This window comes from Streptomyces sp. NPDC007856 (assembly GCF_042868225.1).
Taxonomy (GTDB): Bacteria; Actinomycetota; Actinomycetes; order Streptomycetales; family Streptomycetaceae; genus Streptomyces.
This window is the reverse complement of sequence record NZ_JBIAEC010000017.1, coordinates 105,341-131,754: the sequence shown is the minus strand read 5'-3', so window position 1 is coordinate 131,754 and position 26,414 is coordinate 105,341. Positions and strand designations below refer to the sequence as shown.

General features: G+C 72.7%; 27 protein-coding genes and 1 pseudogene. 11 read left to right on the top strand and 17 right to left on the bottom strand.

From position 1 onward, the window contains the following. Positions 1-78 precede the first annotated feature (78 nt). The 3 genes from dnaK to ACFYOH_RS34140 all read right to left on the bottom strand — a co-directional run bounded on the left by dnaK (position 79) and on the right by ACFYOH_RS34140 (position 4,815). Complete coding sequence (dnaK, locus tag ACFYOH_RS34150; RefSeq protein WP_388633847.1) at positions 79-1,938, bottom strand: molecular chaperone DnaK; 1,860 nt, start codon at positions 1,936-1,938, stop codon at positions 79-81. 137 nt (positions 1,939-2,075) lie between these two features. Then, positions 2,076-2,501: an OsmC family protein gene (locus tag ACFYOH_RS34145; protein WP_388633845.1), complete on the bottom strand. Its 426-nt coding sequence runs from the start codon at positions 2,499-2,501 to the stop codon at positions 2,076-2,078. Positions 2,502-2,664: 163 nt separating this feature from the next. After that, on the bottom strand, positions 2,665-4,815 hold the full coding sequence (locus ACFYOH_RS34140; protein ID WP_388633842.1) for a phage holin family protein: 2,151 nt from the start codon (positions 4,813-4,815) through the stop codon (positions 2,665-2,667). 192 nt (positions 4,816-5,007) lie between these two features. Between ACFYOH_RS34140 and ACFYOH_RS34135 the strand changes: the two genes are divergently transcribed. Then, positions 5,008-7,503, top strand: coding sequence for a DUF4132 domain-containing protein (locus ACFYOH_RS34135; RefSeq protein ID WP_388633840.1), 2,496 nt, complete (start codon positions 5,008-5,010; stop codon positions 7,501-7,503). Then, entirely contained in the window at positions 7,503-7,895 is a 393-nt protein-coding gene (locus ACFYOH_RS34130) for a hypothetical protein (protein WP_388633837.1), read from the top strand. The genes ACFYOH_RS34135 and ACFYOH_RS34130 overlap by 1 nt, the downstream gene beginning before the upstream one ends. Before the next feature lie 31 nt (positions 7,896-7,926). Here ACFYOH_RS34130 and ACFYOH_RS34125 read toward each other — a convergent pair whose 3' ends face one another. Further along, positions 7,927-8,358 carry a hypothetical protein gene (locus ACFYOH_RS34125; protein ID WP_388633835.1) on the bottom strand — a complete coding sequence of 144 codons (432 nt, stop codon included), beginning with the start codon at positions 8,356-8,358 and terminating at the stop codon, positions 7,927-7,929. A gap of 84 nt (positions 8,359-8,442) precedes the next feature. Here ACFYOH_RS34125 and ACFYOH_RS34120 point away from each other — a divergent pair, with 84 nt between their 5' ends. Together ACFYOH_RS34120 and ACFYOH_RS34115 are read left to right on the top strand one after the other, a co-directional pair. Continuing rightward, a complete protein-coding gene (locus tag ACFYOH_RS34120; RefSeq protein WP_388633979.1) occupies positions 8,443-9,207 on the top strand; it encodes an MBL fold metallo-hydrolase in 765 nt (254 codons plus the stop codon). Positions 9,208-9,221: 14 nt separating this feature from the next. Then, the gene (locus ACFYOH_RS34115) at positions 9,222-9,839 is read left to right on the top strand and encodes a DedA family protein (RefSeq protein WP_388633832.1); all 618 of its coding nucleotides are present in this window, start codon (positions 9,222-9,224) and stop codon (positions 9,837-9,839) included. A gap of 55 nt (positions 9,840-9,894) precedes the next feature. Here the strand turns inward: ACFYOH_RS34115 and ACFYOH_RS34110 are convergent, their stop codons facing one another. The 3 genes from ACFYOH_RS34110 to ACFYOH_RS34100 form a co-directional block, all read right to left on the bottom strand. Beyond that, positions 9,895-11,004: an MBL fold metallo-hydrolase gene (locus tag ACFYOH_RS34110; protein ID WP_388633830.1), complete on the bottom strand. Its 1,110-nt coding sequence runs from the start codon at positions 11,002-11,004 to the stop codon at positions 9,895-9,897. After that, a complete protein-coding gene (locus ACFYOH_RS34105; RefSeq protein ID WP_388633827.1) occupies positions 11,001-12,257 on the bottom strand; it encodes an aminotransferase class I/II-fold pyridoxal phosphate-dependent enzyme in 1,257 nt (418 codons plus the stop codon). The genes ACFYOH_RS34110 and ACFYOH_RS34105 overlap by 4 nt, the downstream gene beginning before the upstream one ends. 175 nt (positions 12,258-12,432) lie before the next feature. Beyond that, positions 12,433-12,591 carry a hypothetical protein gene (locus ACFYOH_RS34100; RefSeq protein ID WP_388633824.1) on the bottom strand — a complete coding sequence of 53 codons (159 nt, stop codon included), beginning with the start codon at positions 12,589-12,591 and terminating at the stop codon, positions 12,433-12,435. A gap of 784 nt (positions 12,592-13,375) precedes the next feature. On the opposite strand from ACFYOH_RS34100, the gene ACFYOH_RS34095 reads away from it, so the two are divergent. The 3 genes from ACFYOH_RS34095 (at position 13,376) to ACFYOH_RS34085 (ending at position 16,194) form a co-directional block, all read left to right on the top strand. After that, positions 13,376-15,172, top strand: a complete 1,797-nt coding sequence (locus ACFYOH_RS34095) for a thiamine pyrophosphate-requiring protein (protein ID WP_388633821.1) — start codon at positions 13,376-13,378, stop codon at positions 15,170-15,172. 18 nt (positions 15,173-15,190) lie between these two features. Beyond that, complete coding sequence (locus ACFYOH_RS34090; protein ID WP_388633819.1) at positions 15,191-15,568, top strand: DUF2795 domain-containing protein; 378 nt, start codon at positions 15,191-15,193, stop codon at positions 15,566-15,568. A gap of 83 nt (positions 15,569-15,651) precedes the next feature. After that, a complete protein-coding gene (locus tag ACFYOH_RS34085; protein WP_388633816.1) occupies positions 15,652-16,194 on the top strand; it encodes a type 1 glutamine amidotransferase domain-containing protein in 543 nt (180 codons plus the stop codon). A 76-nt stretch (positions 16,195-16,270) separates the two neighbouring features. On the opposite strand, the gene ACFYOH_RS34080 is transcribed toward ACFYOH_RS34085, so the two are convergent. Then, complete coding sequence (locus tag ACFYOH_RS34080) at positions 16,271-16,528, bottom strand: DUF6158 family protein (protein WP_388633813.1); 258 nt, start codon at positions 16,526-16,528, stop codon at positions 16,271-16,273. Between the two features lie 93 nt (positions 16,529-16,621). On the opposite strand from ACFYOH_RS34080, the pseudogene ACFYOH_RS34075 reads away from it, so the two are divergent. Beyond that, positions 16,622-17,739 (top strand): annotated as a pseudogene (locus ACFYOH_RS34075) (Vms1/Ankzf1 family peptidyl-tRNA hydrolase). 80 nt (positions 17,740-17,819) lie between these two features. Here the strand turns inward: ACFYOH_RS34075 and ACFYOH_RS34070 are convergent. Beyond that, positions 17,820-19,439 (bottom strand): ABC-F family ATP-binding cassette domain-containing protein, encoded by a 1,620-nt coding sequence (locus ACFYOH_RS34070; RefSeq protein ID WP_388633811.1) that lies wholly within the window; start codon positions 19,437-19,439, stop codon positions 17,820-17,822. 53 nt (positions 19,440-19,492) lie between these two features. Further along, entirely contained in the window at positions 19,493-20,149 is a 657-nt protein-coding gene (locus tag ACFYOH_RS34065; RefSeq protein WP_388633808.1) for a histidine phosphatase family protein, read from the bottom strand. Positions 20,150-20,228: 79 nt separating this feature from the next. Between ACFYOH_RS34065 and ACFYOH_RS34060 the strand changes: the two genes are divergently transcribed. The 3 genes from ACFYOH_RS34060 (at position 20,229) to ACFYOH_RS34050 (ending at position 22,869) form a co-directional block, all read left to right on the top strand. Next, entirely contained in the window at positions 20,229-21,752 is a 1,524-nt protein-coding gene (locus tag ACFYOH_RS34060; RefSeq protein WP_388633806.1) for a bifunctional phosphatase PAP2/diacylglycerol kinase family protein, read from the top strand. A gap of 123 nt (positions 21,753-21,875) precedes the next feature. Further along, positions 21,876-22,697: a class I SAM-dependent methyltransferase gene (locus tag ACFYOH_RS34055; protein ID WP_388633804.1), complete on the top strand. Its 822-nt coding sequence runs from the start codon at positions 21,876-21,878 to the stop codon at positions 22,695-22,697. Positions 22,698-22,704: 7 nt separating this feature from the next. Then, a complete protein-coding gene (locus tag ACFYOH_RS34050) occupies positions 22,705-22,869 on the top strand; it encodes a hydrophobic protein (protein ID WP_388633977.1) in 165 nt (54 codons plus the stop codon). A 1-nt stretch (position 22,870) separates the two neighbouring features. On the opposite strand, the gene ACFYOH_RS34045 is transcribed toward ACFYOH_RS34050, so the two are convergent. From ACFYOH_RS34045 to ACFYOH_RS34015, 7 genes are read right to left on the bottom strand one after another with little or no spacing between them, the layout of a single operon-like run. Continuing rightward, a complete protein-coding gene (locus ACFYOH_RS34045; protein WP_069777790.1) occupies positions 22,871-23,152 on the bottom strand; it encodes a gas vesicle protein K in 282 nt (93 codons plus the stop codon). Then, positions 23,149-23,337 carry a gas vesicle protein gene (locus tag ACFYOH_RS34040; RefSeq protein WP_356311891.1) on the bottom strand — a complete coding sequence of 63 codons (189 nt, stop codon included), beginning with the start codon at positions 23,335-23,337 and terminating at the stop codon, positions 23,149-23,151. The genes ACFYOH_RS34045 and ACFYOH_RS34040 overlap by 4 nt, the downstream gene beginning before the upstream one ends. Then, positions 23,334-24,089, bottom strand: coding sequence for a GvpL/GvpF family gas vesicle protein (locus tag ACFYOH_RS34035; RefSeq protein WP_388633800.1), 756 nt, complete (start codon positions 24,087-24,089; stop codon positions 23,334-23,336). Before ACFYOH_RS34035 ends, ACFYOH_RS34040 begins: the two co-directional genes overlap by 4 nt. After that, the gene (locus tag ACFYOH_RS34030) at positions 24,086-24,421 is read right to left on the bottom strand and encodes a gas vesicle protein (RefSeq protein WP_388633797.1); all 336 of its coding nucleotides are present in this window, start codon (positions 24,419-24,421) and stop codon (positions 24,086-24,088) included. The genes ACFYOH_RS34035 and ACFYOH_RS34030 overlap by 4 nt, the downstream gene beginning before the upstream one ends. Next, positions 24,418-25,524 (bottom strand): SRPBCC family protein, encoded by a 1,107-nt coding sequence (locus ACFYOH_RS34025; protein WP_388633795.1) that lies wholly within the window; start codon positions 25,522-25,524, stop codon positions 24,418-24,420. Before ACFYOH_RS34025 ends, ACFYOH_RS34030 begins: the two co-directional genes overlap by 4 nt. After that, positions 25,521-26,129 carry a DNA primase gene (locus ACFYOH_RS34020; RefSeq protein ID WP_388633975.1) on the bottom strand — a complete coding sequence of 203 codons (609 nt, stop codon included), beginning with the start codon at positions 26,127-26,129 and terminating at the stop codon, positions 25,521-25,523. The genes ACFYOH_RS34025 and ACFYOH_RS34020 overlap by 4 nt, the downstream gene beginning before the upstream one ends. Continuing rightward, positions 26,129-26,389, bottom strand: a complete 261-nt coding sequence (locus ACFYOH_RS34015; RefSeq protein WP_388633792.1) for a gas vesicle protein GvpG — start codon at positions 26,387-26,389, stop codon at positions 26,129-26,131. The genes ACFYOH_RS34020 and ACFYOH_RS34015 overlap by 1 nt, the downstream gene beginning before the upstream one ends. Between the last annotated feature and the right edge of the window lie 25 nt (positions 26,390-26,414).

The following is a 26,414-nucleotide window of genomic DNA, read 5'->3' as shown; positions in this document are numbered from 1 at the left end:
CGCCGCTCGGCCGTCCAGCACTGCGGGCCGGTCCTCCACACCTCGGTCGCGCCCGCGGGCGCGACCTGCCGGCAGGCGTCAGGCGGCTCCGTCCTTGCCGCCGGGTTCGTCGTCCACGATCTCCGCGTCGACCACGCCCTCGGTGTCGGCCGGGGTCTCGTTCTCCTGTGTGGCCCGGCCGCCCGCGGAGGCGGACGCGTACATGGCCTGCCCCATCTTCTGGCTGACGGTGGCGAGTTTCTCCACGCCGGTGCGCAGGGCGCTGGTGTCCGCGTTCTGTTCCAGCAGGGTCTTCAGTTCCGCGGCGGCCGTCTCCACCTCGCCGCGCGTGTCGGCGGGAACGCGGTCGTGGTTGTCGCGCAGGAACCTCTCGGTCTGGTAGACGAGTTGCTCGGCCTGGTTGCGGGTCTCGGCGGCCTCGCGGCGTTTGCGGTCCTCCTCGGCGTACTGTTCGGCCTCCCGCATCATGCGGTCGATGTCGTCCTTGGGGAGCGCCGAACCGCCGGTCACCGTCATCTTCTGCTCGCGGCCCGTCGCCAGGTCCTTCGCGGAGACGTGCATGATCCCGTTGGCGTCGATGTCGAACGCCACCTCGATCTGCGGGACGCCACGCGGCGCGGGCGGCAGCCCGGTGAGGTCGAAGACGCCGAGCTTCTTGTTGTAGGCGGCGATCTCGCGTTCGCCCTGGTAGACCTGGATACCGACCGAGGGCTGGTTGTCGGTGGCGGTGGTGAAGATCTCCGAACGGCGGGTCGGGATCGTGGTGTTGCGTTCGATCAGCTTGGTCATGATGCCGCCCTTGGTCTCGATGCCGAGGGACAGCGGGGTGACGTCGAGCAGCAGCACGTCCTTGACGTCGCCGCGCAGGACCCCGGCCTGGAGGGCGGCACCGACGGCGACGACCTCGTCGGGGTTGACGCCCTTGTGCGGGTCCTTGCCGGTGAGGTCGCGGACCAGGTCGGTGACGGCGGGCATCCGGGTGGAGCCGCCGACGAGGATGACGTGGTCGATCGCGGACAGCTGGATCCCGGCGTCCTGGACGGCCTGGTGGAAGGGCTTCTTGCAGCGGTCGAGCAGGTCGGCGGTCAGCTCCTGGAGCTGAGCACGCGTCAGCTTCTCCTCCAGGTGCAGCGGGCCCTCGGCGGAGGCGGTGATGTAGGGCAGGTTGATCGTCGTCTCCGAGGACGACGACAGCTCGATCTTGGCCTTCTCGGCGGCCTCGCGCAGCCGCTGCACCGCCATCTTGTCGGCGCCGAGATCGATGCCGTAACTCCCCTTGAACCGCTTCACCAGGTACTCGACGATCCGCTGGTCCCAGTCGTCGCCGCCGAGGTGGGTGTCGCCGTTGGTGGCCTTCACCTCGATGACGCCGTCGCCGATCTCCAGCAGGGACACGTCGAAGGTGCCGCCGCCGAGGTCGAACACCAGGACCGTCTGCTCCTCGCCCCGGTCCAGGCCGTAGGCGAGGGCGGCGGCGGTCGGCTCGTTGATGATCCTGAGCACCTTCAGGCCCGCGATCTCGCCGGCCTCCTTGGTGGCCTGCCGCTGGGCGTCGTCGAAGTACGCCGGTACGGTGATCACCGCGTCCGTGACGTCCTCGCCGAGGTAGGCCTCCGCGTCCCGCTTCAGCTTCTGCAGCACCCGCGCGGACAGCTCCTGCGCACGCAGGCGGCCGCCGTCGATGGAACCCTGCTCCGGAAAACGCCAGGAAGCGTCTCCCATGTGCCGTTTCACCGAGCGGGCGGTGCGCTCCACATTGGTCACGGCCTGCCGTTTGGCGACCTCGCCGACCAGCACCTCTCCGTTCTTCGCGAACGCCACCACGGACGGTGTGGTGCGCGCACCCTCCGCGTTGCTGACGACGGTGGGCTCGCCGCCCTCCAGGACGGCCACCACCGAGTTCGTCGTCCCGAGATCGATCCCGACCGCACGTGCCATGGTCCGTCCCCTTCCGCCCGGGCGCCTGCCGCACTCCCAGCACAGGACGTGCCCGCGACGCTGTCAATGGCCGGGTACCCGTACACGGCGATGCCGCGCCCCTGGGGCGGGACGCGGCATCCGGGGCCGTACGGGCCTCAGGCCAGCTCGGCCGTGAGGGTGATGGTCGTACCGGCCAGGGCCTGGCTGACCGGGCAGTTCTTCTTGGCCTCCTCGGCGGCCGAGGCGAAGCCCTCCGCGTCCAGGCCGGGTACCTGGCCGCGCACGGTGAGGTGGATGCCGGTGATGCCCTCACCGGGCTGGAAGGTCACGTCGGCCCTGGTGTCGAGCCGGGTGGGCGGGGTGCCGGCGCCGGCCAGGGCGTGCGAGAGGGCCATGGAGAAGCAGCTGGAGTGGGCGCCGGCGATCAGCTCCTCGGGGCTGGTCTTGCCGTTCGCGTCCTGGGAGCGCGAGGCCCACGTGACCGGCTGGTCGGCGATGCCGGAGGAATCGAAGGTGACGACGCCGTTGCCCTGGAGCAGGTTGCCTTCCCAGACGGTGTGCGCGGTGCGCGTGGTGGCCACGATGGTTCCTTTCGCGTCGGGTCCCGTGACGTGAGATCCCGTTACGGGGGTTTTCCGTTCTCCTATCCGATCACATCCGGGCCCGCCGCACTCTGAAGACCGGCCCACGCGGCGTGAACGGGAGGTGAGGCTCACGAAGGAACGGGAAGGAGTCGTCCCGGCTTCAGGCGGCCCGCTCGTCCTCCGTGTCGTCGGTCAGCGGGATCTGGGGGCCGTTCAGCTCGTCCAGCCAGCGGCGCAGCACCTGGTGCACCTGCTCGGCGCCGGTCAGTTCCGCCTCGCCGTCCACCGGTGCGGACAACTCCAGCGGCGAGAGCAGGAACGGGTGGGACTGGGCGCCGCCGAGGCCGCCGTGGGAGCCGATCTGCTCCTCGAAGGCGAGGACCTCGCCGCCGGCGGGGTCGAGGGCGGAGTTCACCATGATGTCGGCGGTGTGCGGGAAGGAGTGGGTACGGCGGACCGCCTCGGCTGCGCCGGGACCGAACCGGGCCAGCGGGCCGGGCTGGTCGTCGAGCTTGCTCAGCGGGATCTCGGCGCCGTGGGCCCCCAGCACCACGCCGTCGTGCTCCTCGCTGCGCACCAGGAGGAAGCCGATGCCGGGGTGGTTGGCGAGGGTGGTGAGCAGGGCGGGGTGGCGGGCGTCGATCTCCTCCTTGGTCATGCGGTGGGGCACGTCCGGGAAGGAGACCAGGCCGAGATTGCCGGAGGCCAGCACGATCGGTTCGGAACCGGGGGCGGGGCGGAGCTGCTCGCTCCTCTCCTCCACCGGCCGGCGCAGCGCCGCGCGTACCGCGGCGCGGGCCTCGGTTCCGCTGTGCGTGCTCCCCCGCTGCCGAACGCGTGGGGGGACCCCCGTCGCCCGGCGCGGCACGGGCAGCCCGCAGCCGACCCGGACCAGGCCCCCGAGCGTGCGGCCGTAGCGGGAGCGGAAGGTCTCGCCGGGGCTCTGCCCGTGGTCGGAGAGCACGATGACGCGGTACGGGCGGGGCGCGTGTTCGGCGACCCGCTGGAGGAGGGCGAGGGAGCGGTCGAGGCGCTGCAGGACCTTCTCGGCGTCCCGGCTGCGCGGACCCGAGTGGTGGGCGACCTCGTCGTAGGCGACGAGATCGGCGTAGACGGCGGTGCGCCCGGCGAGCATGTCGCCCATCACCGCCGCGACGACGACGTCCCGTTCGACGACGGTGGCGAAGGCGCGGACGAGCGGGTAGAGCCCGCCGCGGCTCACCCGGGGGCGCTGCCCGCACATCCGGGCGCGGGTGGACTGGCCGATCTCGCGGACCACCTCGGCGACGAAGGACAGGGCGGTGCGGACGGCGCCCGCGGGGTCGGAGAAGTAGGCGAAGTAGCCGGCGCGGGAACGGTTCTCCCGCCCCCGTCGGCGGGCCGCGATGGACAGCACGAGGGCCTGTTCACCGGCGCCGCCGCTGAAGAGGTTGCCCCTGCTGGCGCCGTCCACGGTGAGCAGTCCGCCGTCACCGGTGCGCAGTACGGCGCGGCGCTGCAACTCGGCGGCGCTCGTCGGGCGGTTGCACACCATCACCTCCCCGCGCTCCTTCTCGTACCAGCGGAAGGCCGGCACGTCGAAGGTGCTGCCGTGGAGGATGCCGAGCTGACTGGCACCGGTCTGGCTGGACCAGTCGGTGCGCCAGGGGGTGATGCGGTGGGTCGGGGGCGGGCCGTCGCCGGTCGACCGTGGGCCGTCGCCGGTCGGTGGTGCACCGTGGCCCGTGCCCAGCCAGCGTGCGACCGTGGGCATCAGCCCCGTCCGGACCGCGTCGACGAGGACGTCGTGGCCGACTCCGTCGAGCTGGACGAAGACCAGGCCGGGGGCGGTGGGGCAGGGCGGGTCCGTTCTGCGGCGGCGGGCGGCGAGGCGGTGCAGGCGGCGCCGGTAGGTCTCGTCGTCGCGGACGGCGAGGGCCGCGCCGGTGGCCGAGGCGACGGCGGACATCACCGCGGCCACGATGACGGCGGTCTCGGGAGCGGCCTCGCCGCGGCCGGAGGGGTTGATGCGCAGGGCGAGCAGCAGCAGCGAACCGTTGAGGAAGAAGACCAGCAGGCCGAGCACAAGGGCGGGTACGAGCAGCAGGAGCCGGACCAGGAGCGGCCAGACCACGGCCGAGAGCACACCGAAGGCGCCGGCGCCGCAGGCGGCGGTGACGGCGATGCGGGTGGCGCTGTCGCCGTCGGCGGACTGGAGTTGGAAGTCGGGCAGGAGCGCGGCGAGGACCAGCATGGTGAGGGTGGAGACCGCCCATACGGCGACACTCCGTCCGATTTGACTGGCGACCCGTCGCCACCGCACGCCACGCACGCCTCGCCCACCCCACGTCCCGGCCCGCTCGACGCGAGGGCCCCGCTCCACCTTGTCACACGGGTCGCCGGGCACGTGAGCGGCCGGACTCTCCGGCCGATCGGCAAGATGTGCGGCCCCCTTCACAAGGTGTCAGGCCGCCCGCGGAGTCGACCTGATCGCGTTGTCAGTCCCCCCTGCCATCATCCCGGCATGCTCTACGAAGCCTTGGCGACCGAATCCCGCAGGACCGACGCGCTGGACGACGTACGGTCCGCCGCGCTCGACCGCGTCCGCTGGCTCGTCGACCTGCTGGAGCGTCAGCGGACCGAGTTCCGGCAGGCCATGGGACACGAGCGCAGGCGGTCCAGGGCGGCGGGCGCGGCGACCCAGGCCGAGATCGACGCGCGGCTCGCGGCCTGCGCGGACGAGGAGGGCAGGGCCGCGGTCCTGTGTCTCATGCTGGCCGCCCGCTTCGACGACTTGAGCCTGTGGCAGTACGACACCGAGATCGGGTCCCTGATCGCGCGGGTGCGCGGCTGGACGCCCGAGGAGGTCGCGGTGATGCTGCTGCGCGCCACCGAGTACGGCATGGCCTTCTGGTTCGCCGATGCGCTGGGTCTGGTGCTGAACGCCGCCGAGCAGCTCGACGCCGACGGCCACCGCGCGGTCCTGCCCTGGCTGCGGCACGCGCACACGGAACTGATGGACGCCTCGGTGGACGCGGGCCGGCGCACCTCGCTCGGCCGCCGCCTGCGCGCGCTGCTCGCGAGCGCGGACGAGGCGTACATCCCCGAGGGACTGATCCCCGCCCACGCTCCCTGGGCCGCCCCGCTGAGCGACCGTGCGAAGACCTCGCCGAGTCGGGAACTGGCCGACCTCCTACGGCACTTGGCGAACCCGTCGGGGCCGCGTCCCACTGGGAAGTGGCGGCGCACATGCATCGAACTCGCCGACGCGGCGTCGGCGTGGGACCTCGTGGCCGACGTCCTGCACGCGCTGGCCGAGGGCGATCCGCTGTGCAGCAAGGGAAGCGGCCCGCACGCCGGCTGGCTCCCCGGCGGTTACCACTACCACTACCTCGTCCATCAGAACCACGGGGACCTGGCGCGCGGCGTCGTCTGGGCGGCCGCGCTGACCGCCGGCCCGGCCGCGGTGCCGTACCTCGCCGCGCTCGCCCTGCGCACCGGCGGCCCCGGCAGAGACGTGACCGAGGACGTCAAACTCGCGAGCGCCGCGATCAACGCGCTGGCCGAGGTCGACGATCCGGATGCCCTGGAGGCACTGTGGCGGCTGCACTCCCGGATCCGGCACCGGGCCCTGCGCAAGCAGCTCGACACCGCCCTGGTGACGGCCGCCGCGCGGCAGGGCATCACCCCGGCGCAGTTCGTCGAACGCAGCGTGCCCGCCCACGGCCTGGCGCCGGACGGCTCACTGGAACGGGAACTGGGCGGATACCGGGCGCGGGTCGCGATCGAGGACGCGCTGACGGTACGGCTCACCTTCACCGGTCCCGACGGGCGCACGTCCCGTACCGCCCCCGCTGCCGTGAAGGACACATTTCCGGACGCGCTCGTGGAGTTGAAGGCCCTGGCCAAGTCGGTGCGGGACACGCTGTCGGGTGAGCGGGCCCGCGTGGAAGCACTGATGTCGGCGGGGCGCGAGTGGCCGTACGACGCATGGCGCCGTCACTACCGCGACCATCCGGTCACCGGCCTCCTGGTCCGCGGGTTGATCTGGGAGTTCCAGGGAGCGGACGGTGTGTGGCGCGCGGCGGCGCCGGCGGCCGAACCCTCCGGTGCGCCCCGGCGCGTCCGGTTGTGGCATCCGGTCCGGGCGTCGCAGGACGAGGTCGGCGCCTGGCGGGCGCGGGTCCTAGCGGAGGGGCTGCGGCAGCCGTTCAAACAGGCCTTCCGCGAGATATACCTGCTCACCGCGGCGGAGGAGGAGACCGGCGTCTACTCCAACCGGTTCGCCGCCCACATCGTCCACTACCGGCGCCTGTACGCGCTGTTCAAGGAGCGCGGCTGGCAGGCCAACTTCCTCGGCCGCTACGACGGCGGCTACGACGGGCTGGCGCGCGCCGAGTTCGGCGACGGCGAGTGGCGGGCCTGCTTTCATCACGAGCCCGCCGAGGGCGACGACCGGCACTACGCGCCCGAGTACGCCGCGACCGACCAGGTCCGCTTCGAGCGGCGGGACGGTCGGCGCTGGCAGGAGGTCCGGCTGGACGAGGTGCCCCCGCTGGTGTTCAGCGAGGCGATGCGGGACGTGGACCTGTTCGTCGGCGTGACCTCGATCGCCGCCGACCCCGACTGGACGGACCGGGGCGAGGACCGCCACGCCGCGTACTGGCGCACGGCCACCTTCGGCGAACTCACGACGAGCGCGCAGATCCGCCGCGACGCCCTGGAACGGATCCTGCCCCGCCTGAAGATCGCCGACCGGTGCACGCTCGACGGCCGCTTCCTGGTCGTCCGCGGCGAACTGCGCACGTACCGGATCCACCTGGGCTCGGCCAACATCCTGATGGAACCGGACGACAGCTACCTGTGCATCGTCCCGGCACGCGGACGGGGCGACGGCAAGGTGTTCCTGCCGTTCGAGGACGACCGGCTCTCCCTCGTCCTCAGCAAGGCGTTCCTGCTCGCCGCCGACACGAAGATCACCGACGAGACCATCCTCATGCAGATCAAGCGAGGTGCCTGATGGCCACCGTGACGTTCCGGGACGAGACCGCGACGGGCAGGCCGGTCGCCGAGTGGGCGGTCGCCGGGCTGCCGGAACGGATGACCGTACGGGAGCTGATCGGACTCCGGGTCCAGGAGGAGGTCGCCCGGCACAACGCCTGTCCCGGCGACCGGTTCAACGGCCTCGTGCGCCCCGACGGCGCCGAGACGGAGCTGAACGGCTACCGGCTGCGCGAGCCCCGCCGCATCGACTGGGAACGCCAGGCCGAGATCGCCGAACGCGCCTTCCTGGCCAACGGGTTCTTCGTGCTGGCCGGTGACCGCCAGGCCGAGGACCTGGACGAGGTCGTGGATCTCACCGCTGATCCCGACCTGGTCTTCATCAAGCTCGTCGCCCTCGTCGGCGGCTGAAAGGCCGGCAGGGCGCGGAACCCAGGGGAACCTAGCGGCCGTCGTAGCCGGCCGTCGGCATGGACAGGCGGCGGTGGACACGCGCCTTCATCTGGGCGTCGTACGACGGCTCGGCCCGCCCGACCGTCTCCACGCGCACGCCCCGGCGCGCGCACTCGGCGGTGAACGCCTCGACCGAGGACAGGGCCCGCTGGAGCACGCGCAGGCTGGGCGCGACGAACACGTCCACTCCCGGCCGGACGCCGTCCCACAGCGCGCCGTGGTCGAAGCGCAGTCCGCCGACGAGGAGTTCCCGGGCGATGACGTATCCGCGTTCGGCGGCCCAGCGGGCGCACATGGCGTGCTGGCTGCGGGAGTCGACGAGGAAGGGGTCCGCCTCCAGTTCCTCCAGGGGGGTCAGGCTGGCGATCGCGATGACCCGCACCGGCGCGGGCGTGTCGGAGGTACCCCGCAACTGTCCCATGGCGTCCCCCTCACCTCCGGGTTTCGCCGCAGACCCTACTCCTGCCCGTAGGCTTCGGGGAGTCGCGTGAAGGAGGCGAAAAGGGTGCCGGTGGAGATCACCTGGTGGGGTCACGCCACCTGCACGGTCCAGGACGCGAACATACGGGTGCTCACCGATCCTCTGTTCGCCCGCCGGCTGGCGCACCTGCGGCGGCGCCGGGGCGCCCTGCCGCCGGCCGAGGCCCGTCGCGCGGACGTGGTGCTCGTCTCGCATCTGCACGCCGACCATCTGCATCCGCCCTCGCTGGCGGGCCTCGCCCCGGGCACGCGCCTGCTCGTGCCCCGGGGCGCACCACGGGCGGTGCCCGGTCTGCGCCGGCTGCGGGTGACGGAGGTGGTGCCCGGAGACGTGGTGCGGATCGGTGAGCTGCTGGTACGGGTGGTGCCGGCCCTGCACGACGGGCGGCGGCTGCCGGTGGGCCCGCATCGCTCGCCCGCGCTCGGATATGTCGTGGAGGGCGAGGCCCGGACGTACTTCGCCGGGGACACCGGACTGTTCGGCGCGATGGCCGAGCGGGTGGGGCCGGTGGACGTGGCGCTGCTGCCGGTGGGCGGCTGGGGGCCGTATCTCGGTGCTGGGCATCTGGACCCGGGACGGGCGGCGCGGGCGCTGGCGCGGCTGGCACCGCGGGCGGCGGTGCCGGTGCACTACGGGACGTACTGGCCGATCGGGATGGACGCGGTGCGCCCGCACGAGTTCCATGCGCCGGGGGACGAGTTCGTGCGGTTGGCGGCCCTGGCGGCGCCGGGGGTGGCGGTGCACAAGCTGGGGCACGGTGAGAGTGTGCGGCTGGTGGTCGCGCGGTGAGGTGGGCGGCCTCCGTGGCGGTGCTGGCCGCCGCGTCCACCACGTCGACCGTACCGCCGGAGTCGACGCAGCAGGCGATCGGCTATCCGTCGTTGTTTCTGCTGGTGCTGATCGGGGCGCTGGTGCCCGTGGTGCCGACCGGGGCGCTGGTGAGTTCGGCGGCGGTGGTGGCGTTCCATCAGACGGCGCCGTTCTCGCTGGCTCTGGTGTTCGTGACGGCGTCTCTGGCGGCGTTCCTGGGGGACGTGGCGCTGTACCGGCTGGGGCGGCGCGGGATGCGGTCGCGGAACGGGTCGCGGTGGCTGGAGGCGATACGGTCGCGGGCGCCGGACGCGCGGCTGGCGTCGGCGAGGGAGAGGCTGGCCGAACACGGGGTCGCCGTGCTGGTGTTGTCCCGGCTCGTCCCTGCGGGGCGGATACCGGTGATGCTGGCCTGCCTGATGGCGGAGTGGCCGCTCAGGCGGTTCGCTCGGGGGAACCTGCCCGCGTGTCTGGCCTGGGCGGCCACCTACCAGGTGATCGGGATTCTGGGGGGTTCGCTGTTCAAGGAGCCGTGGGAGGGGATTGTGGTGGCGGTCGCGCTGACCGTTGTGATCAGCGCGATGCCGAGTGTGGTGCGGCGGTTTCGGTAGCGTGGTGCGGCGGTTTCGGTAGCGCGGTGCGGCGGTTTCGGTAGCGCGGGTCGCCTTACTCAAGCACCTTTGAAGCGCCGACCGGTAGATCCCACAGGTCTTCCCTCTCCAGTCCCGCCTTCTCCCAGGCCGTCCGCACCCGTGTGAGCGGTTCCAGGACCGGCTCGGCCGAGAGGATGAACGTACCCCAGTGCATGGGGGCCATGCGGCGGGCGCCCAGATCCAAGGTGGCCTGTACGGCCTCCTCGGGGTTGCAGTGGACGTCGCTGAGCCACCAGCGGGGGTCGTAGGCGCCGATGGGCATGAGGGCGAGGTCGATGCCGGGGTAGCGGCGGCCGATGCGGGAGAACCAGTGGCCGTAGCCGGTGTCGCCGGCGAAGTAGAGGCGCTGTCCCTCGGCGTCGGTGAGCACCCAGCCGCCCCAGAGGCTGTGGCAGGTGTCGGTGAGGGTGCGCTTGGACCAGTGGTGGGCGGGGACGAAGTCGAAGCGGACGCCGGACAGTTCGGCACCCTCCCACCAGTCCAGCTCGGTGACGCGGGTGAAGCGGCGCCGGCGGAACCAGCGGCCGAGGCCGGCCGGTGCGAACACCGGGGTGTCCCGCGGAAGTTGGCGCAGGGTGGGGGCGTCGAGGTGGTCGTAGTGGTTGTGGCTGATGACGACGGCGTCGACGCGGGGCAGGGTGTCCCAGGGGACGCCGACGGGGGTGATGCGGGCCGGGGTGCCGAGGATGCGGCGGGACCAGACGGGGTCGGTGAGCACGGTGAGACCGCCGATCCGCACGACCCAGCTGGCGTGTCCGGCCCAGGTGACGGCGAGGGTGCGGGTGTCGACGCGGGGCAGCGGGGCGGGAGCGCAGGGGAGCCGGTGGATGTCCGCGAGGCCTTCGGCGCCGGGGCGCACGGCGCCTTCACGGGCGAAGCGGGCGAGGGCCTTGAGGCCCGGCAGCGGGGCGGTGAGCCGGTCGTGGAAGGTGCGTGGCCACACGCGGTGTTCGGCGAGAGGGCGGGGCTCGGCCAGCGGCGGGAAAGGGGGCGCCAGGGGGGTCGGAGTGCCGGTGGAGCGAGTCGGTGCGGTGGGTACGGTCGGTGCGGTCGCCATGGTCGTCGTACTCGTCGGGGCCGATGCGGGCTCGTGCGTCTCGGGCTCATGCGTCTGCTGCGTCATCGAGGAGGCTCCCATCGCTGAGCGTCGTCGCGGAGATCGTCGAGGACCGACGTCAAGAAGATCAACGCGCGTTGCACATGTGGCAGTTCCAACGGCAGGGGTGAGGTGAGGCATTCCGCGCGTTCCTCGTCGGTGCCGCCCAGGAGGGGGCCCGTGGCGAGCCTTACCCGCAGCGCCCCGAGGTCGTCGCCGAAACGGTGGCCGCCGGGCGCGGGCATGCCGAGCCGGGCGGTGAGCAGGTCCTCCAACTCCTGTGCGTCGCCGACGCCTCGTTCGGCGAGGGGTTCGCGCAGCGGGCCGAGGTCGGCGTACAGGTGACGGCCGGCCTGCGGGGGGCGGGCGAGCCCGCCGCCCGCGACGACCGCGGCGTGCGCGGCGGCGGCCACGCGCGCGTGCAGCCGTACGGCGGCCTCGCGGCGCTCGGTGACGGGTGGGGGTTCGTCGAGGGCGTAGCCGGCCGCGGCGGCGACGGGTGCGGCGATGCGGGCGCCGAGCCCGGTGAGGATGTCGAGCACGCGCGCGTGGAGCTCCCGGCCGGATTCGGTGGCCGGGAAGCGGGCGACGGCGGCGGGCCAGCCGGCCGGCAGCAGGGATCCGGCGAGGTCGGTCACGACGGTGACCCGGTCGGGCTGCATCTCGGCGGGGCTGAGCAGCACGGTGTCGTGGGGGTGGTGCAGGGTGTCGCGCCAGGTCTCGTCGCTGACCAGGTGCAGTCCTTCGGAGGTGGCGGCCTCGACGGTCTCGTGCAGCAGTTCCGGCGGGGCGACGGTGGCGGTCGGATCGTCGGCGACGGACAACACGAGCAGCCGTGGGTCACCGCCCTCGGCGCGGACCCGGCGGACGGTCTCCAGCAGGGCGTAGGGATCGGGGACGCCGCCGCTCTCGGCGGGGGTGGGCACATGGTAGGCGGGCCTGCCGAGCACCCGGGCGTACGGCGCCCACCAGGCCGCGCAGGGGCGCGGGACGAGGACGTCGGCGCCGTCGCCGGCGAGTGCGGCGGTCAGGGCGAGCAGCAGCGCCGGGGCGCCGGGGCCGGCGGCCGCCTGGTCGGGAAGGGTGGGCAGTCCGCGCCGGGTCCAGTAGCCGCAGGCCGCTTCGAGGAGGGCGGGGGCGCCGCCGACGGGCTGGGCGTCGGCGCGGCTCGCCGCCGCGGCGAGTACGGCGGTGAGTTCGGGGAGCACGGGGAGGCCGTCGCCGGGCAGGGGCGGGCCGTAGCGGACCGGGCCGTGGCCCTCGGGGTCCGTCCGCCGCATGTCCGCCTCCGCGCGGTCGTGGTGCCGTGTGCCGCCCGGTCCGGGCCGGGGCCGGACCGGGCGGGGGGTGTGTCCGTGGCCTGTGGTGTCCGTTGATGTGGGGGCCGCCCGCTGGTGCCCTCGGGAGGGTGTGTACCCGCCGGACGGCACTCCATGGGGGCGGGCGTCGCCCCGGTCATCCGTCCGTGGGCCGGGCTCCCGCGGTGCGCCATCTGCCGTACAGCCGGTAGCCGGCTCCGCCGCAGGCCGCGGCGATGAGGGCGGCGCCGGCGGCGAGGGCCGGGACCGAGTCGGTGTAGCTGCCTCCCGTCCCTGCCTCGGCTCCGTGCTGCACGGTGGGCGGGTCACAGCCGTCGGTGCCGTGAGCCCGCCGGCCGTCGGGGGCGCCGCAGGGGCGACCGTCCAGACAGGGCTCGTCGTGGCCCGGCGCGCACCGGTGGCCGTCGTCGGGGCACGCCTCGCCGGGCCTGCACCCCGAACCCGGACCGCTCGGGCACGCCTCTCCCGGCCTGCACCCCGCACCCGCACCGCCCGGGCACGCCTCCCCCGGCCTGCACCCCGCACCCGCACCGCCCGGGCACGCCTCCCCCGGCCTGCACCCCGCACCGTCCTGGCATGGCTCGCCGGGCCGGCACGTGGCGGCGGGGCCGACGCGGGAGTCGCCGCACTGCTGTGGCGCGGCGCACGGTTCCGGGACGGCCATCGGAGCGGTGGCGAGGGGCGGGGACGGAATGCCCGGGCCCGCGTCGGCGGAGGCGGCGGGTCCGGCCAGGGCGAGCACGGCCCCGGCGACGGAGGCGACGGACAGGGCACGAGCGGTGCGGCGCATGGGACGGGCTCCTCGGCGGACGCGGCGTCACGGTACGGGGCACGGGCGTGCCCTCGCTGCCATGACAGCCCGCGCGGCGCCGCGGCGCGCGCGGCCGGACCCCATTCGCGGGACGGGCACGCCCGGCCGGGTGACGGAACGGGCCCCGGTTTCGGCCCCGCCGGCCGCGGCGGCCACCTCGGCGGGTATCGCGTCCGCACCACCAGGGAGGTTTTCCGTCCCCGGTGCAGGTGACTCGGCAGGTGCTGACCGGATCGTCCGCTTCGCACCCCACCGGGGAGGTCCCTCCATGAGCACCAAGGTCTCCGACCACATCCTCGAGCGCCTGCGCGCCTGGGGCGTGGAACAGGTCTTCGGTTATCCGGGCGACGGCATCAACGGGCTGCTCGCCGCATGGGGCCGGGCCGAGGACCGGCCGCGGTTCATCCAGTCCCGGCACGAGGAGATGTCCGCGTTCGAGGCGGTCGGATACGCGAAGTTCAGCGGCCGTATCGGGGTGTGCGCGGCGACGTCGGGACCGGGCGCCATCCATCTGCTCAACGGCCTGTACGACGCCAAGCTCGACCATGTGCCGGTGCTGGCGATCGTCGGCCAGACCGACCGGTCCGCGATGGGCGGCTCCTACCAGCAGGAAGTCGATCTGCACACGCTGTTCAAGGACGTCGCCTCGGACTTCCTGGAGACGGTGACGGTGCCCGAGCAACTGCCGAACGTGCTGGACCGGGCCATGCGCACCGCCCACGCCCGGCGCTGCCCGACCGCCCTGATCATCCCCGGTGACGTGCAGGAACTGGACTACTCGCCGCCGACGCACGAGTTCAAGATGGTGCCCTCCAGCATGGGCATGAGCGACTACACGGCGACCCCGACGGACGAGGCGCTGCGCCGCGCGGCGGACGTGCTGAACGCGGGCGACAAGGTGGCGATCCTGGTGGGCCAGGGCGCGGCCGCTGCGGTCGCGGAGGTGCAGGAGATCGCCGAGCTGCTCGGCGCCGGGGTCGCCAAGGCGCTGCTCGGCAAGGACGTCCTCAGCGACGAACTGCCGTACGTGACCGGGCCGATCGGCCTGCTGGGCAGTCGGCCGTCGTACGAGCTGATGCGGGACTGCGACACCCTGCTGACGATCGGGTCGTCGTTCCCGTACACGCAGTTCATGCCGGACTTCGGCAAGGCGCGGGGGGTGCAGATCGACATCGACCCGCACATGATCGGGATGCGCTTCCCCTACGAGGTGAATCTCGTCGGTGATGCGAGGGCGACGCTGCGCCGGCTGATCCCGCTGCTGACCAGCGACCGGGGCGGGCGCGAGTGGTACGACACGGTGTGCGCGAACGTGCGGCGCTGGCACGAGACGATGGAGCGGCGGGCCGGTCTGTCGGCCGATCCGATCAATCCCGAGTACGTGGCCCGGGCGCTGGATCCGCTGCTGCCGGAGAACGCGATCCTGACCTCCGACTCCGGTTCGGTGGCCAACTGGTACGCGCGGCACATCACGATGCGGCCGGGCATGCGCGGTTCGCTGTCCGGGACGCTGGCCACGATGGGGCCGGGCGTGCCGTACGCGATCGGCGCGAAGTTCGCGCATCCGGACCGGCCGGTGTTCGCGCTGGTCGGCGATGGCGCGATGCAGATGAACGGCCTGGCGGAGATGATCACGGCGGCGAAGTACCGGGACCGCTGGTCGGATCCGCGGCTGGTGGTCGGCGTGTGGAACAACCAGGACCTGAACCAGGTGACCTGGGAGATGCGCGCCATGGAGGGCGCCCCGTCGTTCCTGCCGTCGCAGTCGATCCCGGACGTGCAGTACGCGGCGTTCGCCCGCTCGCTGGGTCTGACCGGCGTCCGGGTGGAGAAGCCGGAGGACGTGGAGGCGGGCTGGCGGGCGGCTCTTGAGGCCGACGGGCCGTGCGTGATCGAGTTCCTCACCGATCCCGCCGTGCCGCCGATCCCGCCGCACGCGACCTGGGAGCAGATGGAGGCGACAGCGGCGTCGATCCTGAAGGGGGACACCGACCGCAGGTCGGTGGTCAAGCAGGGCTTCAAGGCCAAGGTGCAGGAGTTCCTGCCCGGCAAGGACAAGGGCTAGCCCCCTGTGGAGGTTGACATGCAGCGAGGCAGTGACCGGCTGAACGTCCACCGGGACGATGAGATGAAACACGAGCTGAAGGGTCTGCTGAGGTCCGGCCACCCGACACGGGTGGAGGAGTGGCACGATCCGGAACCGGCCGCGGACGACGACCCCGAGGTGTGGAGCGGGCCCGTGGGCGGCCTGGGCTCACCGGCGTCGCTGGAGCGGGTGCGGTCTGAGCTGGCCCGCACCCTGAGCCGTGGCTCGTTCCCGGCGACCGCCCGTGACCTGGCCCGGATGCTGCGCCGGCACAACGCGCCGACCGCACTGGTCGACGCGGTGGCCGGGCTGCCCCACTCGGCGCGCTACGAGAACGTGCAGCAGCTGGCCGAGGCGCTGGCGAGCGGCGCATGAGCCGGGACCGGGTGAGCCGGGGCCGGGCGACCGATGTCGCGAGGGGTGCCGGCGAGAAGAACACGGAAGGAGAGTGAGCAGTCATGCGCATCGCGTTTCTCGTGGCGCCCCAGGGTGTGGAGCAGGTCGAGCTGACCGAGCCGTGGAAGGCGGTCTCCGACGCCGGGCACGAGCCGGTGCTGGTGTCCACGAAGCCGGGGAAGATCCAGGCGTTCGAACATCTCGACAAGGGCGACACGTTCGACGTGGACGAGGTGGTGGGCGAGTCCTCCGCGGGGTCGTTCGGCGGTCTCGTCCTGCCCGGCGGGGTGGCCAATCCCGACTTCCTGCGGATGGACGACAAGGCCGTGGCGTTCGTGAAGGACTTCTTCGAGCAGGGCCGCCCGGTCGCCGCGATCTGCCACGCGCCGTGGACGCTGGTGGAGGCGGACGTCGTACGGGGCCGGGTGCTGACGTCCTGGCCGAGTCTGCGGACGGACATCCGCAACGCGGGCGGCACCTGGGTGGACGAGCAGGTGAAGATCTGCGACCACGGCTCCAACCTGCTGGTGACCAGCCGCAAGCCGGATGATCTGAAGGCGTTCTGCGACGCGTTCCTGCATGTGTTCGCCGGTGAGGCCGGCTGAGCCGCCCGACCGTGAGGGCCGGCCCGCTGGGGCCGGCCCTCTTCGTGTGCCGGCCCCAGCGGGCCGGTCCGGCCGCTCAGGTGCCGGACGACTCCGGAGTCGCCGCCCCGCCGCACCGCCGTTCCCTGGCGCCCTCACGGGTGCGGCCCGCGCTGATCAGACGGCGCGGGTTGCGGCGCAGATACTCGCCCTCCAGCTGCGCCATACGCTCGTTGTGGGTCCGCAGCGCGTCGTTCGAGCCGTACAGGAGGGTGTCGTGGCGCGTGCGGTGGATCGTCTCCAGCTCCTTCATGAGCTGCTGGTCGTCCAGTCGGCTGGGCTCGACTCCGGTCATGTGGTGCCCCGCTCGTCGTATCCGTGTCCTTGGGTCCTGGCCCGGGTACCCGCCCGGCAGGCACTGCCCCCGAGGAGTCTCCGGGAGGAATCCATGGAGCTCGCGTTCCTGAATCCACTGTACGAACATCCGGGGTCCTGGGCCTCCGCATACATCGACACCTCTTTGCACGCCGAGGACCAGCAGCAACGGCGTCATCTGATCGCGGAAGCGGTCACCCGGGAGCTGGCCCGGCAGGGGCGGACGAGCCCACCTGCCGGGCGGTACACGACGCCCTGGAGGCTCTGCGGCACGCGCCGGAGCCGTACGGCCGGGCCGTGTTCGCCCGGGACGGCGAGGTGGTCCTGGAGGTGCCGCTGACGCGAGGTCCCCAGGACGGCGAGGCGTACTGGGGTGCGCTGCCGCGGGTGACACCGCTGCTCGACCTCGCCGGTGAGGACCCGCTGTCGCTGGTGGCCTACATCGACCGGACCGGAGCCCGCATCGAACTGCGCAGCGCGCTGCTGCACGAGGAGGCCGGGCAGGTGACGGGCAGGCGGCAGTGGCCGATGCACCGGTCGATGGCGTCCGACTGGTCCGAGCGGCACTTCCAGCTGAAGGTGGAGGACACCTGGGAACACAACGCGCGTGAAGTCGCCGAGGCGCTGGCCGCGTGCCAGGAGGAGACCGGCGCCGACCTGCTGATCCTGTGCGGGGACGACCGGGGGCGCAGGTCGGTGCACGAGCAGCTGCCGAAGGCACTGCGGGGCCGTGCGGTGGAGACGTCGCGCGGCAAGGACAGCGAGCTGCTGCCGCAGGAAGTGGAGGAGATACGCGCCGAGCACGTACGGCAGCGCATCCTGGCGGAGGTGGACCGGTTCCGTGCGGCGCGTTCGCCGGACGAGGAGCGGCGGTCGGCGGCCGTCGAGGGGGTGCCGCAGCTGATCGAGGCGGCGCGCGAGCACCGGCTCGCCGAGCTGCTGATCCGCCCGGACGCGCCCGACACCCGCCGCGAGGTGTGGATCGGCGAGGACCCGGACCAGCTGGCGGCCCGCCGCGACGAGCTGCGGACCGTCGGCGAGCAGCAGGCGTGGCCGGCCCGGGCCGACGACGCGCTGGTACGGGCGGCCGTGGTGACCGACGCACCGGTGGTGTCGCTGACCCCCGTGCTCCAGGAGACCGGGGAGGAGATCGCCCCGGGCGGCATGGGCGCACTGCTGCGCTGGAGGTGACGGCGAGAAGCCCTTGAGGGGCGCGGGCACACGCAGGACGACCCGGACCCCCACGGCGGGACGCGCCTGATCCGGCGCCCCTAGCGGACGCGCTCCACCCGGCGCTCGTCCCAGACCGGCGCCGGCGTCTCGCGGACGCGGCCGTCGGCGCCGAAGACCAGGTAGCGGTCGAAGGAACGGGCGAACCAGCGGTCGTGGGTGACCGCGAGGACCGTGCCCGCGAAGGCTTCCAGGCCCTCCTGCAGGGCCTCGGCCGACTCCAGGTCGAGGTTGTCGGTCGGCTCGTCCAGCAGCAGCGCGGTCGCGCCCGCCAGCTCCAGCAGCAGGATCTGGAAGCGGGCCTGCTGGCCGCCGGAGAGCCGGTCGAAGGACTGTTCGGCCTGCTGGGTCAGCTCGTAGCGGCGCAGCCGGGACATCGCGGCGCCGCGGTCCTGGGAGTGCTCCTTCCACAGGATGTCGAGGAGGGTACGGCCTTGGAGTTCGGGGTGCGCGTGGGTCTGTGCGAAGTGGCCGGGGACGACACGTGCGCCGAGCTTCCACTCCCCGGCGTGCGCGACGTCCTCGCCGGCCAGCAGGCGCAGGAAGTGCGACTTGCCGGAGCCGTTGGAGCCGAGGACGGCGACCCGTTCGCCGTAGAACACCTCCAGGTCGAACGGGCGCATGAGGCCGGTCAGTTCGAGTTGCTTGCAGGTGACGGCCCGTACGCCGGTACGACCGCCCTTCAGCCGCATGGTGATGTCCTGCTCGCGCGGCGGCTCCGGCGGCGGGCCGGCCTCCTCGAACTTGCGCAGCCGGGTCTGCGCGGCGCGGTAGCGGGAGGCCATGTCGGCGCTGTTCTCAGCTGCCTGACGCAGCGTCAGTACGAGCTTCTTCAGCTGGGCGTGCTTCTCGTCCCAGCGGCGGCGCAATTCCTCGAAGCGGGCGAAGCGTTCCCGGCGGGCCTCGTGGTAGGTGGCGAAGCCACCGCCGTGCACCCAGGCGTCGGCGCCCGCCGGGCCCGGCTCCACGGAGACGATCTTCTCGGCGGCGCGGGCGAGGAGTTCACGGTCGTGGGAGACGAACAGGACCGTCTTGCGGGTCTCCTTGAGCTGTTCCTCCAGCCAGCGTTTGCCGGGCACGTCGAGGTAGTTGTCCGGCTCGTCGAGCAGCAGCACCTCGTCGGTGCCGCGCAGCAGCGCCTCCAGCACGAGGCGTTTCTGCTCGCCGCCGGAGAGGGTGCGTACCTGGCGCCACTGGGCGCGCTCGTAGGGAGTGCCGAGGGCCGCGGTGGTGCAGATGTCCCACAGCGTCTCGGCCTCGTAGCCGCGCGCCTCGGCCCAGTCGGCGAGGGCCTGGGCGTAGGCCAGCTGGGCGGCCTCGTCGTCGACGGTCATGATGGCGTGCTCGGCCTCGTCGACCGCCCTGGCCGCCTCCCGGATGCGGGGCGGGGCGACGGACACGAGCAGGTCCCGTACGGTCGTCTCGTCCCGTACGGAGCCCACGAACTGGCGCATCACACCGAGGCCGCCGCTGACGGTGACGGTACCGGCGTGCGGCTTCAGCTCGCCGGAGATCAGCCGGAGGAGAGTCGTCTTGCCGGCGCCGTTCGGGCCGACCAGGGCGACGGCGGCGCCCTCGCCGACCCGGAAGGACACGTCCCCGAGCAGGGTCCTCCCGTCGGGGAGGTGGTACTCGAGGTGCGCGGCTTCCAGATGTCCCATGGGCAGGCATTCTCCGGGGCGGCCCACGGCGGCGGCAAACGCTTATCCGGGCACTACCCCGCCGTGTCCACCGGCTCCCCCGCCGGGCCCGCCTCTCCCGCCGGCTCCACCGTGGCGCCCTCCCAGGACAGCGCCTTCCAGCCGTCGGACGGGGAGCCCTCCAGGACGACCACGCCGGTGTTGCCCAGGGGGCGGGCGGCGGCGAACGCGACGTCGACGTTGTGGGCGCGGGCGGAGGTCCACAGGCGGATCGCGGCGCCGTGGCTGACCAGGGCGACCGTGCCGGCACCGCTCGCGGCGGCCTCGGCCACCACGGCGTCGTACCGGGCCAGGGCCTCCTCGCCGCTCTCCCCGCCGGGGATGCGCGGCGCGGTGTCGCCGGCCGCCCAGGCGAAGATCGTGCGCATGTACTCCCGGCCCTCGGCGGACTCGCCGGGCAGCATCTCCAGGTCGCCGGCGGACACCTCGCGGATGCCGTCGCGGACGATCACCTGAAGGCCCCGGGCGGCGGCCAGCGGGGCCGCGGTGAGCCGACTGCGCAGCAGTGTGGAGGCGTAGACGGCCTCGATGTCCTCGTCGGCGAGCGCCTCGGGCAGTGCGGCGGCCTGCGCCTCGCCGAGCGGCGTCAGCCCCGGTCCGGGCACGGCGGTGTCCAGCAGGTGGTCCATGTTGGACGGGGTCTCACCGTGACGGACGAGGAGCAGGCGCATCCGGGGGACTCCTTACGCGCGGGCCGGCGCCCGGCGCGGACCGGCACAAGAAACGGGCACTTCAGGGTAACCGGACCCCATGAGCCCAGACCTGGACCTGACCGACCTGGACCTGACCGACCTGGACCCGGCCGCCCGCTCGGCCGCCCGGAGCGTGCTGTGCCGGCTGCTGGATCTCGACGGCCGGCTGTTCGAGGCGGCGGCCGCCTGGCACTGGCCCGGCGCCGAGCGGGTGCTGCCGCGCCTCAGCCACAGCGCGAACCACGGGGTGCTGTGGTTCGCGACGGCCGCCGCGATGGCCGCGAGCCGCACCCCGAGGGCCCGCCGGGCGGCCGCCCGGGGCCTGGCCTCCCTCAGCGTGGCCTCCCTGACCATCAACACGATCGGCAAGCGCTCGGTGCGCCGGGCCCGCCCGGTACTGGACCCGGTGCCGCTGGTGCGGCAGCTCAAGCGGCAGCCGATCACCACGTCGTTCCCGTCCGGGCACTCCGCGTCGGCCGCCGCGTTCGCGACCGGGGTCGCGCTGGAGTCCCCGGCCTGGGGCGCGGCGCTGGCGCCGCTGGCGTTCTCGGTGGCGGCGTCCCGGGTGTACACGGGCGTGCACTTCCCGAGCGATGTGCTGGCCGGGGCGGCCCTCGGCGCGAGTGCGGCCTTCCTGGTACGGCGGCTGATGCCGACCCGCGCCCAGATGCGGCGGCGGCCCCGGCCGCGCGCGCAGGCGCCGGCGCTGCCGGAGGGCGAGGGTCTGGTGGTGGTCGCCAACCGGGGCTCGGGGACGGCCGACCGGGTCCGTGCGCTGCACGCCGCGCTGCCGCGGGCGGAGATCGTCGAGTGCACGCCGGCGGAGATCGGCGACGAACTGGAGAAGGCGGCGGCCCGTGCCCGGGCGCTCGGCGTGTGCGGCGGCGACGGCACCGTGAACGCGGCCGCGAGGATCGCGCTCGGCCACGGGCTGCCGCTCGCGGTGCTGCCGGGAGGCACCCTCAACCACTTCGCCCTCGACCTTGGCGTGGAGGACGAGCGCGACCTGGCCCGCGCGGTCCGGCACGGCGAGGCGGTGCGGGTGGACGCGGTCCGCTATGTCGCCGGCGAGCGCGAGGGCCTGTTCCTGAACACGCTGAGCCTGGGTGTCTACCCGGAGCTGGTGCGCGTGCGGGACCGCTGGGCGCCCCGGATCGGCGGGTGGCCGGCCGGGCTGCTGGGCGCGCTGCGGGTGTTGCGCGCGGACCGGCATCCGCTGGAGGTGGAGCTGGGCGGTGAACGGCGGCCGCTGTGGCTGCTGTTCGTCGGCAACGGCGTCTACCACCGCATGGGGCTCGCGCCCGGCCGCCGTACCGATCTCGCCGACGGGCTGCTGGACGTGCGCGTGGTGCACGGCAGCCGCCGGCCCGCCCTGCGCCTGCTGGCCGCTGCCGCCGCGGGCCCCCTCACCCGCTCCCCCGCCCACTCGGCGGTGCAGGTGAACCGGCTCCGGCTGACCGGTGTCACGCCGGGCACCCCGATGGCGTACGACGGCGAGGTGACAGCCGTGTCGGGCGAGGTGACCCTGCAGAAGCTGCCGGAGGCCCTGACTGTCTACCGCCCGCTGACCGCAGCTCCTTGACGAGCGGTCAGGACGGCATGCCCGGATCCCAGGTATCCAATATATGAAACGCCAGTCTCATCATTCGGCATGCGCGCGTATCGTGACGCGTACCAGCGGTGACGAGGGTGAAGGGGAACAGCCATGCCGAAAGCGCAGGAGACCGCTGTCTACACGCACGGGCACCACGAGTCGGTGCTGCGGTCGCACATCTGGCGGACCGCCGAGAACTCCGCGGCCTATCTGCTCGGTTCACTGAAGCCCCACATGAAGATCCTGGACATCGGCTGCGGGCCGGGCACCATCACGGCCGACCTGGCGGAACGGGTCCCCGACGGCCAGGTCACCGGCGTCGACCACGCACCGGGCATCCTGGAGCAGGCCCGGGCCACCGCCGCCGGGCGCGGCCTGACCAACGTGGACTTCGCGGTCGCCGACGTCCACGCCCTGGACTACCCGGACGACACCTTCTGCGTGGTCCACGCCCACCAGGTGCTGCAGCACGTCGGCGACCCGGTGCAGGCACTGCGCGAGATGCGGCGCGTGACGAGGCCGGGCGGGTTCATCGCCGTACGCGACGCGGACTACGCGGCGATGACCTGGTACCCGGCGGTGCCCGGCCTGGAGGACTGGCTGGACCTGTACGAGCGGGTGGCCCGCGCCAACGGCGGGGAGCCCGACGCCGGTCGCCGGCTGAAGACGTGGGCGCTGGCCGCCGGGCTGACCGACATCACCGCCACGTCCAGCACCTGGACCTTCGCCACACCCGAGGAGCGGGCCTGGTGGTGCGGCCTGTGGGCGGACCGCACCCTGGCCTCCGCCTACGCGGAACGGGCCACGCAGGGCGGCCACGCGACGGAGGACCAGCTGCGGGCGGTGTCCGAGGCCTGGCGGGAATGGGGCCGACGGGACGACGGCTGGTTCGCGGTCCTGCACGGGGAAATTCTGTGCCGTAAAGAAGCCTGATCCGCCGATTTCGAGAAGCCCGAATCCTCTGGCACTGATACTGTTCGGCGCCGGATTCGCGGTGAAAGTTCTCTGGTGGATTGCCCTGGCAGTTCTGGTCGTCTGGCTGCTGGGCTTTCTGGTGCGCAGCACGACTGCCGCCGGCGGCAGGGGGCGCTGGTACCGGTGGTGAGCTAATCCCGGGGGAGCAGCGGTCCGAGCGGCCCGAGGTCCAGATTGAGGTCCTCGGGCCGCAGTCCGTAGCGCTCGCGCAGCTCGGCCATGCGCTCCTCCAGGAGCATCAGGGTGAGCCCGATGCGCTCCTCCTGCTCCTCGGTGAGCTCACCGGTGTCGAAGCGGCGCACGGCCTGGCGTTCCATCAGCTGCCGGAGCAGTTCCACCACCGTGAGCACCAGTTTCACCAGGTCACGCTCGACCGTGTCGGGTTCCAGGTCGAGCCGGTTGCGCGGGGTCACAGGATCTCCTCGAAGGGCGAGGGAACCGACTCGTTCACGGAGCTGATCAGCGCGTTCAGATCGATGCGGACGAGGTCGACGTCCGCGATCCGCAGGGTGATGTCTCCGGTGACGACGACTCCGCCGGCCAGCAGTCGGTCGAGCAGATCGACGAGGGCGACCTCGCGCCGTTCGACGACGGTCACGGCGTCGCCTCCCCCGTGAACGAATAGGCGGCCCAGGGGCCGGTGAGTTCCACCCGGATTCCGGAAGTCTCGTCTTTCGTACGGTCCACTAGTTCCACGAATTCCTCGGAATGCGCACGGGGCACGAGATAAGCGGCGTTGAGAACGTTCCGGCCGGGTTCGGCGGAAAGTGCGGAAGTCTGCGGGGCATGCAGCCGGGAGTCCTCGGCGAGCCGGGAAAGACGCTCGTGCAGCGACCGGGCGAACGCCTCGGCCCGCTGCCACCGCTCCTCGCTCGCGTGGGTGCTCTCACGCCGCCGGCGCAGATAGTCCCTGCCACTCGCGGGCTGCGCGGCGGGGGCGGGCTCGGCGGGCTCGGCCTCGAGGTACACCTTCACTCCCCATTCCACCCGGCCCTCCAGCCGGTCCAGGACGCGCCCGAAGTCCTCCTCACGGGCCTCGATCATCACCCGCACCCCGGAGTCGTCCCGGAAGACGGTCGCGAGCCTCAGCGGCAGCGGGGTGGTGACCGTGGTGAGCGCGTCGATCACGCCCTGGTGCGCTCGGGCGGTAGCGGCCAGCCAGTCCAGGTCCTCCAGGTGCGCCTTGAGGGCCTCCTCGCTGAAGTCCGCCGCCGGGACCTGACTGACGACCGCGACCAGCCCGTGGTGGCGCAGCAGCGCCGGCGGGGCACCCCCGACGCCGGTGAGCTGCGATTGCAGGGGTGTCCCGAAGGGGCGGCAGACGGCGTAGACGTAGCGCAGTCCTGTCACGGTGCCTCCTTCGGCACGCGGCCCGGCTCCAGCTCCTCCAGCCGGGCCAGCCGCTCTCTGAGCTCGACGTTCTCCCGGGTCAGCGCGTCGCGACGGGCCCGGGAGGAGAGCGCCGGGTCGCTCTCCCACCAGTCGATGCCCATCTCCTTGGCCTTGTCGACCGAGGCGACGATGAGCCGCAGCTTGACGGTCAGCAGTTCGATGTCGAGCAGATTGATCCGGATGTCACCCGCGATCACCACACCCTTGTCGAGCACGCGCTCCAGGATGTCGGCGAGGTTGGCCCCACTGCCCGAACCGTAGGGCTCGGGGAACCGGCCGGGCGTCGTCATCGACGGCTCCCGCGCTCGGCGTAGTCGGGCTCCTCTTCCTCGTACTCCTCGTCACCCTCGGCTTCGTCCTCGTAACGCCCTTCCTCCTGGTCCTCGTACTCCTCCTCAGGCTCCTCCTCGCCTTCTTCCTCCTCCTCATCCTCGTACTCCTCCGGCTCCCCCTCGTCCTCCTCGGGCTTCTCGCCCTCGTCCTCGCCGCGGGGCTCTTCGGACTCCTCCTCCGCCACCGCATCCTCGTGGCTGCGGGCCACCTCGCCGTCGCGGATCTCGCCGCGCCAGCCGTCCTCGGCCTCTCCCTTCAGGGTGATGAACCGGACGTAGTTCTTCAGATCCAGCCTCACCCGCCGGCCCTGTGCGCGCCACAGATTGCCGGTCTTCTCGAACAGGCCGCTCGGGTAGTACTCGATGACCAGCAGGATCCGGGTGAGACTCTCGCCCAGGGGGTGGAAGGTCACGACCCCCTTCGTGGTGCCCTTGGCGCCCTCCGAGGTCCACTGGATGCGCTGGTCGGGAAGCTGCTCGGTGGTGTGCGCCTTCCAGCTGCGGTTGGACCAGAAGATCTTCGCCTGCCAGTCACTGTGGGTGTCGTCGGCGCGGTTCGCGCTCTTGACGCCCTTGGCGAAGGTGGAGAAGTCCTGGTACTGCGTCCACTGGTCGTAGGCGGTGCGCAGCGGCACGCCGACGTCGACCGACTCCATGATGACCGTGGGCTTGTTGCCGCCCTTGCTCTTCTTCCTGCCCTTGCCGCCTCCGAGGTTCTTGACCGCTTGCGTGACGTTGTCCTTGACTCGCGAGGCGCCCAGCTCCAGGGCGGAGCGCAGCGGTCCCTTACCCTCGGCGATCTTGCGGCCTGCGTCGAGCGCCAGCTTGGCGAAGCCGGGGCTGTTGCCCTCCGCGATGTCGTTGAGCTTGACGGTCGTCTCGCCGAGCTTGTGCCCGAGACCGCTGAGCAGCCGTTCGGCCTGGGCGGCCAGGTATTCCTGTGCCTCTGCCTTCAGCCGGTCGGCGGCCTCGCTGTGGGCGAGTTCGGTGAGCGGGTTGTCCTGCGCGGCCTTCGTGGCCCGGCCGGCCGTGGACGCTGCGGATCCGAGTGTGTCGGTCATCGGTCATCGCCGCCCTTCGACGGTCCGGCGCCACGGGCGTCGGCCGCCTTCTTCCCGGCCGTGCCGGGCTTCCTGGCCACCGCCTTCTTCGCGGGTGCCGTCTTCTTCGCCATGGTCTTCCGGCCGGCGGAGGCCTTCGTCGCGGCCTTCCCGGCTGCCTTCTTGCCGGAGGACTGCCGCCGGCGGGCCTGGCGGTCGTCGTCCTCCCGCTCCTTGCCGCCGCCCCGCCGCGCTTCGAGGTCCTGGTCGTCGTCCTCGGGCTCCTCGTCCGAGCCCACCGCGGGCAGCGCCCCGGACAGCTCGTCGCGGACGTGGGCGGTACGGTCGTGCAGCCGGTCGGCGAGCGCGCCCATCTGCCGCTCGACCATGGCCCCGGAAGCTGCCTTGCCGACGCCCCGCAGGTCCTCGCGCAGCTGGTCGCCGATCTCCTTGAACTGCGGGTTGTCACGCAGCTGCTGCCGCGCCATGGTGGCGAGCGCGCCGGGGCCGAGGTTCAGCTTCTTTCCCGCGACCAGGGAGCCGACCGCGACCGCCATCTTCAGCTTCTTCGTGCGCCCCAAGAGGTATCCGGCCCCTATAGCGAGGCCCAGTGCCGTTCGGTTCATCATCCCGTCCCCTCGCCTGTGGTACGGCCGGACTGCATTCCTGTCTCCAGCCGGTCGAGCAGCTCGTCCTCACACCGGTCGAACTCCTCCTCAGTGATCTCGCCCGCCTCCAGCCGCTCTTCCAGTCGCGCCAGTTCGGCCCGTACGGTGGCGGGGTCGTAGTAGATCCGCTCCGCCTCGCGGAGCACCTGGCCGATCGCCCACCCGGCACCACGCACCGGTGCGAACGGCAGCAGCAGCACCTCGCCGATCAGTCCCATGGCCTCCTCCTTCCGGGCCGCCCCG